We start from the raw sequence: 15,705 nt of genomic DNA, 5'->3' as shown, positions 1-15,705 counted from the left end.
ACATAAATGAATAAACTATTGATGTGAAAGCGTTGAATAATGAGCTATTATAAACAGCGTCAATTGCTACTTTTTCATCTTATCAAAGTCGATATATGAATTTTAAAAAAGTTGGAATAAGGATACTATAATCAGTGAGATTTTTTATCTTTAAAAACTATTTTAATTCAAAAAATTCATGAAAAAACTACTTAGTATTTCTCTTTTTTTTATTGGTGCAGTCCTGTTTGCTCAAGACAATAAAGTAAATTATGTTTCTGAAAATTACACAAAAAAAGAAGTACATATAAAAATGCGCGACGGTGCAGAATTATTTACTTCTATTTACACTCCCAAAGATGTTTCTAAAAAATATCCGATTATAATGCAAAGAACGCCTTATAATTCTGGTCCTTATGGAGAAGGTCAGTTCAAAAGAAGTATTTCTCCCAGTGAGACGATGATGAAAGAAGGATATATTGTGGTTTATCAAGATGTTCGTGGCAGGTTTATGAGCGATGGATTATACGATAATATGCGCGGCTTTATTTCAAATAAAAAAGGAAAAAAAGATACCGATGAAGCTTCGGATACTTATGATACGATAGATTGGTTGGTCAAAAATGTGGCTAATAACAACGGAAATGTTGGAACTTGGGGAATTTCATATCCCGGATTTTACGCTACATATTCTTTGTTGAGCAATCATCCAGCTTTGAAAGCGGTTTCACCTCAAGCGTGTATAGCCGATTTCTTTTTCGATGATTTTCATCATAATGGAGCCTATTTGTTGAGTTATTGGAAAGTAACACCGTTGTTTGGTCCTCAAAAAACAAAGCGTACTACAGAACCTTGGTATAAATTTGCGAATACTGGGACAAATGATGATTATCAGTTTTTCCTGGAGGCAGGCCCTTTATCTAATTTAGATAAATATTACGGTAAGGAAGATGAATTTTGGCAACAGCTGAAAGACCATTCGAGTTATGATGATTTTTGGCAGAAACGTGGAATTTTACAACATTTGAACAATATTAAACCAGCGGTAATGACTGTAGGAGGTTGGTTTGATGCCGAAGATTTATATGGTCCATTAAATACCTACACTACCATTGAAAAGAGTAGTAAAAACTACAACACAATCGTTATGGGGCCTTGGAGCCACGGTGATTGGGCTAGAAATTCAGCAAAACAAGTGATTGGTAATATTAATTTTGGAGATAGTATTTCAGGTTATTATCAAAAAAATATAGAAGCTAATTTCTTCCGTCATTTCTTAAAAAATAATGGTAAAGGTGAAAATAAATTACCAGAAGCCTATGTTTTTGATACTGGAAGGAAAGAGTGGAAGACGTATGAAAATTGGCCTCCTCAAAATACTGAAAAACAAGATTTCTTTTTGCAAGGAAATCAATTGACAAAATTGGCGAAGCGAAATATTTCTTTTGAGGAGTTCATTAGTGACCCTAAGAAACCGGTTCCTTATTCTGAAGATATCAAACAAGCGGGTCTTACACCAAGGAAATATATGACGGATGATCAGCGTTTTGCTGCGAGACGTCCAGATGTGATTGTTTTTGAAACCGAGGTTTTGACTGACGATACCACATTAGCAGGAGAAATATTGGCTAAATTACAAGTTTCTACTACAGGAACAGATGCGGACTGGATTGTAAAAGTTGTTGATGTATTTCCTAATGACGAACCAGAAACAAAAGACGTTGCTCCATATTTGAAAATGAGTAATTATCACATGATGGTACGTAGTGAGGTTATGAGAGGACGTTTCAGAAATAGTTTTTCAAAACCTGAGCCTTTTGTTGCTAATGAGAAAACACCTGTAAATTTAAAGTTGCAAGATGTTTTTCATACTTTTAAAAAAGGGCATAAAATCCAGATTCAGGTTCAAAGCACTTGGTTCCCGTTTATTGATTTGAATCCACAAACGTTTGTTGATAATATATTTTATGCTAAACCAGAGGATTTCCAAAAGCAAACTCATAGAATTTATAATGATTCAAAAATTGAGTTTACTGTTTTGAAATAAAATGGTAATCGTGTCGTGTGCTAAACAAGCATTTGACTTTACGTAAAACAAAATCCCAATCTTTTTTTTAAGATTGGGATTTTGTTTTTTAAATGATATTGACTAAACTAGTCTGGCAAAAAATGTTTTTTAAAAATGTTTTTTCTTGTCTAAAGAAATTGGACAGACTGCAAAAATCATCTTTCTTTAAGTGACTTTAGAGCAAAAAAAAACTCTCTGAACTTCAGAGAGTTAATTTATGTTAAGATGATTTACAAAAATTCACCATGTTGAGAAATATCTAAACCTAATTCTTCTTTTTCTTCACTTACACGAAGTGGGGTAATTTTATTTACAATAAAGAAAAGGAAATAAGACGATGAAAATGCAAATACTGAAACTATAACTAAAGCAGTTAATTGGTTTAAAAATAATGTAGCATCACCAAATATAAGTCCTTGATTATCTCCTACCACTGAGTTAACAGTTTTAGAAGCAAACACGCCTGTTAATAACATACCAACCATTCCGCCAACACCGTGACAAGCGAATACGTCTAAAGCATCATCAATTTTTCCTTTGTGGAAACTTCTAACTACCAAATTACTAACGATACTGGCAAAAGCTCCTATGAACATTCCGTGTGGAATACTCACAAATCCTGCAGCAGGAGTGATAGCCACTAAACCGACAACTACACCAATACAAGCTCCCATTGCAGAAAGTTTGTGGCCAAGAATTTTGTCAAGAAATACCCAAGCCATTCCAGCTGCGGCAGCTGCAACAGTTGTAGTACCAAGCGCTTGGACTGCTAAGCCGTTAGAACCTAATGCAGATCCAGCATTGAAACCAAACCATCCAAACCATAATAATCCAGTTCCTAATAATACATAAGTGATACGGGCAGGATTAGGTTTTTGTGCTTTTCTTTTTCCTAAAAAAATGGCTCCTGCTAATGCAGCCCATCCAGCACTCATATGAACAACGGTTCCACCGGCGAAATCTAGCACTCCCATTTTAAAAAATATACCATCTGGATGCCACGTCATGTGCGCTAATGGTGTATAAATAAGTAATATAAATAAAACCATAAATAAGAGGTAAGCCCAAAAACGAATTCTTTCAGCAAAAGCACCTGTAATTAAAGCTGGGGTAATTATGGCGAATTTTGCTTGAAATAAAGCAAATAACATAAACGGGATTGTAGGAGCAAGACTCCATGATGTATTAGTACCTACACCTTGAAAGAATAAATTCGGGATAGGATTTCCTATAACGCCACCTATTGTTGGACCAAATGACAATCCAAAAGCGATAATAACCCATAAAACGGTTACAATTATCATAGCCATAAAACTTTGAAGCATGGTACTGATGACATTTTTTTTGCCTACCATTCCACCATAAAAGAAACCTAAACCAGGAGTCATGATTAATACAAGTGCTGTGGCAACAATCATCCAAGCGGTATCGCCAGTGTCAAATTTTACAGCTTCTGTGGGTGCAGGGCTATCTGTTAGGAAATAATTTGAAAAAAGGGTTAATACCAAGATTGTGATTAATATCACACTTAAAATAATTTTTCTCATTGTTTTTTAGTTTTAAATTTCGATAAAAATATAAAAATCATTAATATACCCCTTTATAAAAGCAGTTGAATGTTTTATTTTTATGATTTAAACAATGTGCACCCCTTTTTATTGTGGGTATAGTATAATATGAAGTTAAAATTTATAATTTGTTAAAGTTAGGTTAATGAAATATTATGTTTTGATAACTAAAACTGCTTATTGCCCGAAAGATTATAAATCCTATTCTGGTTTTTCGACATCTTTTTGCAATGAATAAGGGTTTAAACTAAAAAGACACTAATTGCATGGATTGCAATTAGTGCCTTTAAAATATAAATGATATGCTTATTTTAACGTATGCATGCTTAAAATTTTATAAACCTCATTGATGTTATTACCGCCTTTTCCAAATTGTTTTACAATTGGATTATTATCGTGGTTTAGCCAAATTTTTAGTTCGGCATCCAAATCTAATATTCCTGCACTTTCTTTTGAGAATTTCTTAATGCTGGAATAGGGTATTGACATATAATCAACTTTGCTTCCAACCAATTGTTTTTCGACTAAAATCAGCCTTTTGTTGGTAAAAATAAACATGTCACGAATAAGCTTATACGCTTTTTCAATTCTTTCTCCATCAATTAAGATTGGCTCAAATTCTTTCGAAACATTTTCAATGTTTACTTCAGATGCATTGCCTAAGATGGCATTAAATAGTCCCATTATTTTAATTTATTTTTGATTGTATTTTGTTTTATATCTTTCGTTCAGCTTGGTTTGATGCGTTTCCAGACTAATCATTCTCCCTTGTATAAAGGCATTAGTCAATTTATTGGTTCTCATATCTAAAGCATCACCTTCGGAAATGAATAATGTAGCATCTTTTCCTTGCTCTAATGTACCACATTGCGCATCAATTCCCAATATTTTTGCAGTATTTGATGTTATTAATTGTAAAGCTTGCTCTTTGTCTAGACCATAAGCAGCACATGTTCCGGCTAAAAACGGTAAATTTCTAGTATTCATTCTTTCATGGGCACCGCTATTTTCTAAACCTATCAAAACACCTTTGTCGGTTAATAATTTGGCTGCTTTGTATGGTAAATCGATATCATGATCATCATTTTCTGGCATTTCATGAACTCGTTTAAGCAATACTCCAATATTATTTTTTTGTAGTAATTCAGCTGTTTTATAAGCTTCGTATCCGCCAACAATTACCATCTTTTTTACTCCACTTTCTTTTGCAAATTGTACAGCATCGATAATTTGTTTTTCTTCATCGGCATGAATAAATAACGTTTGGTTTCCATCAAATAATCCTTTTGTAGATTCTAAAACCAAATTTCGATCTTTTGAACTATCACCTAAATATGCTTTGGCATTAGCTAAAAAAGCAGACAGTTCTAAAACTTGTTTTGCATAATCCTTATTGGTTTCAATACCTCCTGGTTCAAAACGGGAACCTAATCTTCTAAAACTAGTAGGGAAGTTAACATGAATTCCATCATTTTCTTTTATTAGTGCATCATTCCAGTTCCAAGCATCTAATTGAACAATTGATGAAGAACCAGATATAGTTCCCCCACGTGGCGTGATTTGAGCCATCAAAATACCGTTAGGTCGTACAGTTTCTATTACTTTAGAGTCAGCTGTATAGGCAATAATACTCCTTACATTAGGATTCATAGTCCCAATCTCATCTTCATCATCTGATGATTTTACGGCGTCAATTTCAACTAAACCCAGTGTTGAATTTGGTGCAATAAATCCAGGATAAACATGTTTTCCTGCGGCATCAATAGTTATGTTATAGGCGCCTTCTGCAAGACGAATCACTCTTGCATCTGCTACTAAATTAATTTTTCCATCAACGAATCCTATAGCACTGTTCTCGATTATTTCGCCATTTCCTAAATGTGCCGTGGCATTAAGAATCAAAACAGATTTAGATTGCTTAGCGGCTGGTGTTTGTTGTGCTCTTGCAAGTATTGAGATGCTACAGACCAACACTAAAAGATATATTTTTTTACTAATCATATTTATATGTTTTTAAAAATTGCTTTGCTTTTTTTGTAAAAGCTCGGTTTTTTGAAATTCAAATCATTCGGCTATTCTTCCATAGTATCACAGTGGTATTCTTTTTTCTCTGTCTTTTTAGCCTCTTGAGTGATCATTCCTTTGTTTTTTTCTTGTAATAATTGACCAATCAACTCATTTCGTTCTTTAGCAATAGCTACTCTTTGTTCTTCATCTTTTTGAGCATCATAATAGACTACGCCTTCAATTAATGTTTTTTCAGCTTTTGCATAAATAGATAACGGATTGGCATTCCACAATACAATATCTGCATCTTTACCCACTTTTATACTTCCTACTTTATCATCGATATGTAATAATTTAGCAGGATTCAGTGTTACAAATTTCCATGCATCTTCTTCTGAAATATTACCATATTTTACTGCTTTTGCTGCTTCTTGATTCAATCTTCTTGACATTTCGGCATCATCAGAGTTGTAGGCTACCACAAGTCCTGCATTGTGCATAATAGGTCCGTTGAAAGGGATTGCATCATTTACTTCAAATTTATAAGCCCACCAATCTGAGAACGTTGAGGCTCCAACACCGTGTTCTTTCATTTTATCGGCAACTTTATATCCTTCAAGAATGTGGGTATACGTATTCACTTTAAAATTAAATTTCTCCGCGACATTCATCAACATCAAAATTTCAGATTGTACATAAGAGTGACAAGTAATGAAACGCTTTTTATTTAATATTTCGGCCAATGTTTGTAGTTCCAAATCTACTCTTGGAGCATTTTCTTTTGCTTTTTTACCACTAGCATTGTAGGCTTTCCAAGCCATATCATATTCTTTGGCACGTTGGAAATAATCCGTGAAAACTTGTTCAACACCCATCCTTGTTTGAGGAAAACGAGTAGGATTAGTAATTCCCCAGTTGGCTTGTTTTACATTTTCTCCCAAAGCAAACTTGATAAAACCAGGTTGGTCTTTGTAAAGCATTTCATCTGCTGAAGCACCCCATTTCCATTTTACAATCGCTGAACGTCCACCAATTGGATTTGCTGAACCGTGTAATAATTGAGAAATGGTAACACCACCGGCTAAATCTCTGTAGATATTAATATCCTCTGAATTTACTACATCTTCAATGGTTACTTCGGCACTGGAATTATGTCCGCCTTCATTTACACCATTAGAAATAGCAATATGAGAATGTTCATCAATAATTCCGCTGGTTAAATGTTTGCCTTTGGCATCAATAATTGTTGCTGAAGCATCAGAAATATTTTTTCCAATTGAAGCAATTTTTCCGTTTTTAACCAATACATCGGTTTCTACTAAAATACCGTCTTTTTCATTGGTCCAAACTGTAGCATTCTTGAATAATAGAGTTTCTGCAATTGGTTTTTTTAAATTACCATAAGCAACATTAGGAAATGTTATAGGCATAATTGCATTGTTCTTTTCGATTTTTGAGGAATCGATAGCTTTTACAAAAGGGGATGTTTTTACTGCTGACCATTTTACTTCATTTCCATTGAATAAAACTGCTTTTCCTGAAAGAGTCTGATTGTCTTCAACGTATCCAATTAATCTCGTGAAACTGGTTTTAGTAGAATCGATAGGTTTGATTACTGTTGAAATCCAGTTATTGGTAAACGTAAGTTTTGATTTTATTTTTTTATTATCAACTGTTGTCACCTCAGATTTTGGTGCAGCAATTTCGCCATCAATTTTCCATTTGTATTTTTCGGTATTAATGGTCAAATCATAATTTCCACGAATGTCTTTCGTTGCAATGTCATTAACAACAAATTTGTTCCCTTGAACCCAGTTTTCGTACAAAACTGTTTTTTCTTCGAAAATTTCTCCGGATGTAATCACAAAGTTGGCTAAACTTCCTGTTTTCAAAGTTCCCATTTCATTGCTTTTCCCTAAAAGAGCAGCAGGAATTGTAGTCAATGCTTCTAACGCTTTTGTTTTATCAAAACCATATTTGATGGCTCTTAAAAGATTAGGTCTAAAATCTTCCATCTTCTTTAACTTGTCAGTCGTCAAAGCGAAAACAATTCCATTATCAGATAAAACTTTAAGATTGGTTGGTGCTTGATTCCAAAAACGCAAATCTTTCAATTCCATTTGGTTCGCTTGATTTGGGTCAGAAACATCATACGCTTCAGGGAAATTGATTGGAATTATAAATTTCGAATTTGTTTTTTTGATTTCCTCAATGCGTTCAAATTCACTTCCGTTACCTTTCAATATATAATTTAACCCAAATTCCTTGGCTATTTTTGAAGCTCTTAAGCTGTTTAATTTATCTTCAGAAGCAAATATTTGAACTAGTTTTTCATTATTTGACAAGGCTTCCAAGGATAAATCTTTGGTTGTCGCATTTCCTTTTTTGTACCAGTCTAAATCATAATACATTTGGCGTAATAATGCCATCATTCCCATTAATGAACTGGGATAGGCTTGATTTGTTGTGGCACTTTTAGTAAAAGCAAAATGATTGGTTACTTTATCGGACAATAATTGGTTGCTTTTATCAAAATTATTCAAAGCAATCAACGTTCCTGATCCGCGAGCAATTCCGTCTTGAACGTGAGTTCCTACGATACCAAATCCTGCTTTTAATAATTCTTCGGCTTTAGGTTGGTCGTATTTAAAGCTTTCATATCCATTTACTTCTGAGCGAATACTTTCATTCCAGTAATGTCCTGTTTTTTTGGTGTCATACAACGGATTTCTTTCAGTACTGCTAAATCCTTTTGGTTTTTCGATTCCAAAATTAGTGTACATATCAATAAATGAAGGATAAATGGATCTTCCGTCCAGATTGATTGTCATACAGTTTTTTGGAATGGAAATGTTAGCTCCAACGCCAATGACTTTTCCGTTTTGAATCAGTAATGTTCCCTTTTCAATAACTTGTGTAGGCGTTATATAAATTTTCGCATTGGTAAAAGCGGTAAAATTGGTGTTTTTGTTTTGAACACTTTCGTTATTCGGAAAGTATTCCTGTGCGTAGGTTTTTGGCAGTAAAAAACTGAAAAAGAGTAGGAGTAAGATTTTTTTCATAGTGTGGTTTCTAATTATTTTTTAAAAGTAGAAAAATGTTAATAGTATACCTTCAATTTTTTTACTTTTAACATTTGTTTTTTACGAAAAATGGATAGTAACAGGCTGTTTACCAAAGTATTTTGAGTATTTTTTGAAGATTTCTTGTTATTCACTATTTTATTGGAAGTTCTGTAGGATTTCTTATAATAATAAGAAAAGTTTTCTCTAATTTTAGAATCAAATAAATACAGATGCTAGTTAAAGTTTTTGGAAGTGCAGTTTTTGGAGTAGAAGCCACAACAATTACTGTTGAGGTAAATATTGATAAAGGGATTGGTTATCATTTAGTTGGCTTGCCAGACAATGCCATAAAGGAAAGTAGTTACCGAATAGCGGCAGCGCTTAAAAATAATGGGTACGCTATGCCCGGAAAAAAAATTACCATCAATATGGCTCCCGCTGATTTGCGCAAAGAAGGCTCTGCGTATGACTTGACTTTAACTATCGGAATTTTGGTGGCATCTGGGCAAATCAATGCCGAGGATGTTGATAAATATATTATTATGGGAGAACTTTCCCTTGATGGCAGTCTTCAACCTATAAGGGGTGCTTTGCCAATTGCGATAAAAGCCAAAGAAGAAGGTTTTAAAGGTTTTTTTCTTCCAAAGCAAAATGTAAAAGAAGCTGCAATAGTAGCAGGTTTAAATGTTTATGGAGTTGAAAATGTTCAGGAAGTGATTGATTTTCTTGAAGGAAAAGGAACGCTGGAACCAACAACAATTGATACCAGAGCCGAATTTTATAAAACATTAGACTTTCCTGAATTCGATTTCTCGGATGTCAAAGGACAGGAAAGCATCAAGCGTTGCATGGAAATTGCGGCTGCCGGAGGACATAATATTATCTTGATTGGTCCGCCAGGAGCCGGAAAAACAATGCTAGCCAAGCGATTACCCAGTATTTTGCCGCCCATGACGTTGCGTGAAGCATTAGAAACCACTAAAATTCATAGTGTTGCAGGAAAACTAAAGGAAGTAGGTTTGATGAATCAACGTCCGTTTCGTAGTCCGCACCATACAATTTCGAATGTTGCATTAGTTGGAGGGGGAAGTTATCCGCAACCGGGTGAAATTTCTATGGCGCATAACGGCGTTTTGTTTCTGGATGAGTTGCCGGAATTTAAGAGAGACGTTTTAGAAGTGATGCGTCAACCGCTGGAAGATAGAGAAGTGACTATTTCCAGAGCCAAGTTTACGGTTACTTATCCATCCTCGTTTATGCTGGTGGCGAGTATGAATCCGAGTCCGAGTGGTTTCTTCAACGATCCGGATTCGCCACAAACTTCATCGCCACACGAAATGCAACGTTATTTGAGTAAAATCTCGGGACCTTTATTAGATAGAATTGATATTCATATAGAAGTGACACCCGTTCCTTTCGACAAATTATCCGAAGATCAAAAAGCCGAAAGCAGTGTTGATATTCGGAAAAGAGTGACTGCGGCGAGAGAAATTCAAACAGAACGCTTTGAACAAATGGAAAATATCCATTACAATGCCCAAATGAATACCAAACACATTCGGGAATATTGCGCTTTGGACGATGTTTCCAAGCAATTATTAAAAACGGCGATGGAACGATTGAATCTTTCGGCGCGGGCCTATGACAGGATTTTGAAAGTAGCAAGAACAATTGCTGATCTTGATGCCGCCCCAATAGTGGTTTCGAGCCATATTGCTGAAGCGATTCAATATAGAAGTTTGGATCGTGATGGTTGGTTGGGCTAGTGGCTAATTATATTATCCTGCAAGGTTTTCAATACCTTGTAGGTATATTTGACATATTTAGAATACCTACAAGGTCAAGAATAGACCTTGCAGGAATGAGAAGGGCAATTTCGCTTTAATTATAATGGACACGGATTACAAATCCGCGCTTTTGGGTTTGGGTTAAAATTGATTTCAGATTTTTGATTAACGACTTTTGATTTTAGATGTTTAAAAGCTGCAAAATTGAGAATACGCTTGCGTTAGCAGGGGAAAAAAGAAAAGACAGAAATAAATAAGTCAAAAAAGAGATTTCGAGAGAAATCTCTTTTATTTTTGCCAAATGTTAGAAATTCTTTATCAGGACGAATATATTATTGCAATTAATAAACCTAGTGGATTGTTAGTCCATAAATCGTTTTACGCGCGCGATGCAAAAGTTTATGCTATTCAAGAATTGAGAAATCAAATAGGAGGGCAACACGTTTATCCTGTTCATCGATTAGATCGCAAAACATCTGGTGTCTTGTTATTTGCGTTGGACAAGGAGGTTTTAAAAATTATGAATGATCGTTTTGCCACACGTGAAGTCGAAAAAAAATATTTAGCCATTTTACGTGGTTGGTCACCCGAAGAACTAACGATTGATTATGATTTAACCAATGATGATGGCATTATACAAAATGCAATAACCTACTTTCATCTATTGCAAACTACCGAAATTGAGTTAGAATTTAACAATAAACCTACTTCACGATATTGTTTGGTAGAAGCGATTCCTGAAACGGGACGTATGCATCAATTACGAAAACATTTCAAACATATTTTTCATCCCATTTTAGGAAGTCGTCCATATGGTTGTAACAAACAAAATAAATTATGGTTAGAGAATTTTGAACTGAAAGGAATGATGCTTCATGCACATCAGTTAATTTTTAATCATCCCATAACAAATAAACCACTTGCCTTGAATGCAAAGATTAACGAAGAGTTTAGCAGAGTGGGGGCTATTCTTAATTTAGATTTGAATACGTATGAATAGCATACTAATTTGTAAAATTTTGCTTTAAATTATTGTTGTATTTGGAAATAACAGTTTTCAGTGTAAAGAGGAACAGATTTCAGATTTTTGATTAACGATTTTTAATTTCAAATTTTAATCACAACGTTCCACAAAGTCGAGGACTTTTCGGAGCGGGTAGCCCTAATTCTCAGCAACCATTCTTTTTGCTAAAGTCACGTTTAAAAAGTATCTTATTATTTCGCGCAATAAAGTCGCCCGATATAATCAAATATGGATGATTATGCGAATACCCTGCGCTTCGGCTTCTTACAATTATTTTGTCGTTAACTTTCAGGCTATTTAACTGCTTAAAATCCTTAGGAATAAATTGCATCATGTATTCTTCGCCATTAATCTTGACTATAATCCATTTTGGTCCTGATGATTTCGCATTTGCACGCTGAAAAGTAAGTGACGTTACCACTGCCTCCATATTGGTGAAAGCCTTTATGTTCTTCTTTATTTTATCATAACTGGCATGCACTTTTTTACCTTCAGGAGAAACCTCCCATTCTTTGTACTTTATACCGTCTGGTGAAGCTTCCCATTTTTTGCGTTCATCCAAGTTGGCTTTCCTGTCAGCAACGGACAACTGCTTTTGAGATGTCTTAGTCTCATTTTTAATTTCACGATTAGCACCCGAGCCGTAGGCAAACGAAGCGAAGCTAAATACTAGTCCGATTACCACAACCAGCGGTAAGATCAGCACGTAGATGATTTTTTTCATTTCATCATATCTTTTAAATTGATTTCACGAATTTACATTGATATTTTACGATTTGATAGATTGGGATTGTAAATAAAAATGTAAACTTTGTAAATAAATACTTTACACAATGCATCTTAGTCGATATCTCCTTTCTGGAAGACGTAAATATCTGTTTGGGTTATTGCTACTCCTATTTATGGCTGCAATCTTTATGGCTTTCAGTACGGATGATAGTGACGATTTTGATATTGCCAGAAGGGAAGTTTTACTCCGCAGAATCGGACATGAAATACTCTTACAGTCCGGCGACAGTACATCAAGAGTTCTTCCCGTAAAAAAGATAGCTGAAAATGAATATCAAATCAGTTTTGAGAATGAGCTTACTTTTCAAACCGACTCCCTGGTGAATACAACTCAGCGTTTGTTAGCCAAAGATCCATTTACAAATGATTATGTTGTTAACGTACTTAACTGTGGCAACTCCAGTGTAGCTTATGGATATGCTATATCTAAAAATAAAAAAGATGATATTGTAGCATGTATAGGAAGAAGGCAACCCGTCGCCTGTTATATGATTAACATTAAATTTAAACCAAATAGCATAACTACAGCAACGAATAAATATTTTTTGGGTGGCTTGTCACTTTTAGCATTTGTTGGCTTTGTTTTTTTGAGGTCGGTTAAGCCAAAGAGCGACTTACCAAAAGATGACCATAACCAGCTATTTACTTTTGGTTCGGTTGTATTTGATGCGCAAAAACGGCAACTCCTTATAAATAAAGAAACCATAGATCTGACTGGAACAGAAACGCGTTTGCTGCTCATTTTCGCATTATCTCCTAACGAGACTATAGAGAGAAGCCGATTGCAAAAAGAGCTATGGGAAGATGAAGGTGTTATTGTAGGACGTAGTTTGGATATGTTCATTTCAAAACTTAGAAAAAAACTAGAACTTGATCCGAATAGTAACATTGTTGTAATACGCAACAAAGGATATAAGCTTGAAGTTAGTTCTTAAGACCCGAGGCTGAAAGCTGAACTGAGCGAAGCTAAAATTTTCGCGCTCCTAACGTATGGTAATAGAATTCAATTTGTAAAGTAATGCTTTAAATTAGTGTTGTATTTGGGAATAAAAGTTTTCAGTATAAAGAGGAGCAGATTTTTTTTAAGGATTTTTGACCTCTGCAAAATCGATACCGCGATTGCTAGCGCGAGCGTCCCGCTCGTGCCTATTATAAATTTATAGTGATTTACTTTTGTTAGTGTTCACGAGCGGGACGCTCGCGCTAGCGGGAGTTAGCGGCAGTTAAATTTGTATTGCTTCTAAAAATCTTTTTATTTCGTGAAAATCTTTTGGACAATATTTGTTTTCAGGAACTACGATGGTAAGTTTGTCGCTAACTCGATTTGTTTTTGAATGAATAGCATATGACATAATTATTGATTCAATTACCATTAGGTTTGATAAATTAATTCCCGACAATCCCGAACCTAATATTGTTAAAGAAACTTCTTTCATACGTCCTTCTATTCTTATTTGTTTCCAAAGTTCGTTTAAAGCGATATGAAGTTTACTTGGATCAGATGTTGTTTGTTTAATATTATTTCGAAAAGTCAATGTAGCCAATACTGTTATGAAAATTTTATTTTGTTGTGTAGGAATTACAGCAATCGTTCCAATCGGGAATCTGTACTTTTTGCCACTTTTTGAATTGTCAAATGTCCCAACTGCTCCTTGATTTGTTAGGCTTGTTTGAATTAAGGTATCTAAAGTTGCGATGTTTCCACTATAAAATTTATCAATCATTTGGCTTTTTAGAGAAACTCGGGTACCTTGTGGAATACTTGTATCAAAAAAATCGCTGCTCGTGACGACAAGATTATGTGGTTGAGAAAACAAATCACCAACTTTTATACAAATTTCTGTATTTGAAGATTTGAATTTTCTATTCATAATAATAACTGGCCATGCAAACCAAAATCCAAATATTAGAGAAATTATAATTGTAGAAACTAAGAAAACCCAATTGTGATTAGTTGTGTAACTTTTTACATCTTCGAAAAGTGCACTTAGAAATTCTATAAATAACCAAATTGTTCCAAATGCAGCTAAAAAGCCACCAGTTAATTCTTTTTTATTTTCCTTAAAAATGTATTCTAGTTTTTTTACCATAATGTTTTTGTTAATTGTCGCTAACGTTTGTGTGTGAAAAAACTAAAATCAACCTCTTGAGAATCCCATATTTGAAATTTTTCTTTGTAGCCCTCCGAATACTTTCTAAATTTGAAGTAGTTTTTTCACAGCCTGACGTCCCTTCGCTACAAGCAGTTTGGGACTAAATTAAGCTCTATTTTCGGATTTGCCAAATATTCCAAATACAAGACCAACTTTAAATTAAGCCTAATACCCAAATTGCTTGTAGCGTATGTTAGCAGATGTTTTATTTTGGTAGTAAATCAGTTCCATGGTTGAGTAAGAATTTTACACCCTCTACAATGACTTGTTTTTTTGCTTCAGTCAAAAAGTCTTTTAAAAATTTAGTCCCTTGCTTAGTTAATTTTCCCCAAGTTTTTGATAGATGTTTTATTACCCAAGCTTTTGATTGATTAGTTAAATTATTACGAAGAACTATAATATCGTTTTTAATTTCTTGAAGTTGTACTCGATTACTTTCAGTTTCATATTTTTCGAGATTTTCTTCAATAAATTCTAAATGTTGATCAATCAACATTATTTGCTTAATTGAAAGCGGATTTATATGTGCGTTGTCGTCATCTAAAATCTCAAATTCCGCATAATATTCTTCAGTAAATGATTTTAAAATTGGATCATCGAAAAAAGACTTTACCTCGGCGTATTCTTCTAATAAGCCAATCCAAATCTTGAAATAACTTTGAAGATCTTTTACATCAATCCAAACTGTACTATTTGCTGGGTCAATATGTGAAACAGGTTTATAGTCGATTAATAATTTGTAAGCGCCACCTTGTTGTTTTTCGTATTGTGCTGCATTAAAATAGAAATTTGAATCTGTATCATTATCAATAATTTTTAACAGGCTATTTTCTGGTTGAGTAACGAGAAATAATTCCCCTTTCAAATCAACAAAACTTTCAAAAGCTTTTAATATAACTAGTGGAATAGTTTTTTTATTTATCATTATTTACGGTTATGTGTTTGAAAATATCTGCTAACTTGTTTATCTGTATGATAAATTATACAAAGCCACCCAATTTAGGGTAGATAGGTATGACAACGGTCATACTATTTACTTCAAATATATTCATTTTTTCTTACAAATCATCTGGTTGTTTTTGATTTGTGGGATGAATTTGCAAAATGGTATTATGAAAGTAAGAATGCTCTCAATAGCCCCGATAGAAATGAAAAACCTAGTGAGAGCTGGTGTTCAGCTCTTACTAGGTTTGTAATGTCCCGAAGCCTCGGGAGCGGGAAATACGTTCTTAAAAAACGAACTCGTTCTGCTCCTAAAAAACAAT

General features: G+C 34.2%; 11 protein-coding genes. 4 read left to right on the top strand and 7 right to left on the bottom strand.

Annotated elements, in window-relative coordinates:
- The first annotated feature begins 178 nt into the window (after positions 1-178).
- Complete coding sequence (locus ACXX80_RS15665; protein WP_458554055.1) at positions 179-2,026, top strand: CocE/NonD family hydrolase; 1,848 nt, start codon at positions 179-181, stop codon at positions 2,024-2,026.
- 251 nt (positions 2,027-2,277) lie between these two features.
- On the opposite strand, the gene ACXX80_RS15660 is transcribed toward ACXX80_RS15665, so the two are convergent.
- The 4 genes from ACXX80_RS15660 to ACXX80_RS15645 all read right to left on the bottom strand — a co-directional run bounded on the left by ACXX80_RS15660 (position 2,278) and on the right by ACXX80_RS15645 (position 8,684).
- The gene (locus ACXX80_RS15660; protein ID WP_458554054.1) at positions 2,278-3,594 is read right to left on the bottom strand and encodes an ammonium transporter; all 1,317 of its coding nucleotides are present in this window, start codon (positions 3,592-3,594) and stop codon (positions 2,278-2,280) included.
- A 327-nt stretch (positions 3,595-3,921) separates the two neighbouring features.
- On the bottom strand, positions 3,922-4,299 hold the full coding sequence (locus ACXX80_RS15655; protein ID WP_417992109.1) for a PH domain-containing protein: 378 nt from the start codon (positions 4,297-4,299) through the stop codon (positions 3,922-3,924).
- 9 nt (positions 4,300-4,308) lie between these two features.
- Complete coding sequence (locus ACXX80_RS15650) at positions 4,309-5,616, bottom strand: amidohydrolase family protein (RefSeq protein ID WP_458554053.1); 1,308 nt, start codon at positions 5,614-5,616, stop codon at positions 4,309-4,311.
- 71 nt (positions 5,617-5,687) lie between these two features.
- Positions 5,688-8,684, bottom strand: a complete 2,997-nt coding sequence (locus ACXX80_RS15645; RefSeq protein ID WP_458554052.1) for an amidohydrolase family protein — start codon at positions 8,682-8,684, stop codon at positions 5,688-5,690.
- Between the two features lie 233 nt (positions 8,685-8,917).
- Here ACXX80_RS15645 and ACXX80_RS15640 point away from each other — a divergent pair, with 233 nt between their 5' ends.
- Complete coding sequence (locus ACXX80_RS15640; RefSeq protein ID WP_458554051.1) at positions 8,918-10,453, top strand: YifB family Mg chelatase-like AAA ATPase; 1,536 nt, start codon at positions 8,918-8,920, stop codon at positions 10,451-10,453.
- A gap of 322 nt (positions 10,454-10,775) precedes the next feature.
- The gene (locus ACXX80_RS15635; protein ID WP_458554050.1) at positions 10,776-11,474 is read left to right on the top strand and encodes a pseudouridine synthase; all 699 of its coding nucleotides are present in this window, start codon (positions 10,776-10,778) and stop codon (positions 11,472-11,474) included.
- 169 nt (positions 11,475-11,643) lie between these two features.
- Here the strand turns inward: ACXX80_RS15635 and ACXX80_RS15630 are convergent, their stop codons facing one another.
- Positions 11,644-12,222 (bottom strand): hypothetical protein, encoded by a 579-nt coding sequence (locus ACXX80_RS15630; protein ID WP_458554049.1) that lies wholly within the window; start codon positions 12,220-12,222, stop codon positions 11,644-11,646.
- 178 nt (positions 12,223-12,400) lie between these two features.
- Between ACXX80_RS15630 and ACXX80_RS15625 the strand changes: the two genes are divergently transcribed.
- Positions 12,401-13,222 carry a winged helix-turn-helix domain-containing protein gene (locus ACXX80_RS15625; RefSeq protein WP_458554048.1) on the top strand — a complete coding sequence of 274 codons (822 nt, stop codon included), beginning with the start codon at positions 12,401-12,403 and terminating at the stop codon, positions 13,220-13,222.
- A 288-nt stretch (positions 13,223-13,510) separates the two neighbouring features.
- Here ACXX80_RS15625 and ACXX80_RS15620 read toward each other — a convergent pair whose 3' ends face one another.
- Entirely contained in the window at positions 13,511-14,377 is an 867-nt protein-coding gene (locus ACXX80_RS15620) for a macro domain-containing protein (protein ID WP_458554047.1), read from the bottom strand.
- 268 nt (positions 14,378-14,645) lie between these two features.
- Positions 14,646-15,365, bottom strand: a complete 720-nt coding sequence (locus tag ACXX80_RS15615; RefSeq protein WP_458554046.1) for a hypothetical protein — start codon at positions 15,363-15,365, stop codon at positions 14,646-14,648.
- Positions 15,366-15,705: the final 340 nt, after the last annotated feature.

The organism is Flavobacterium sp. GNP002 (genome assembly GCF_054343795.1).
Note: the sequence above shows the minus strand (reverse complement) of the source record. Positions and strands in the feature narration are given on the sequence as shown.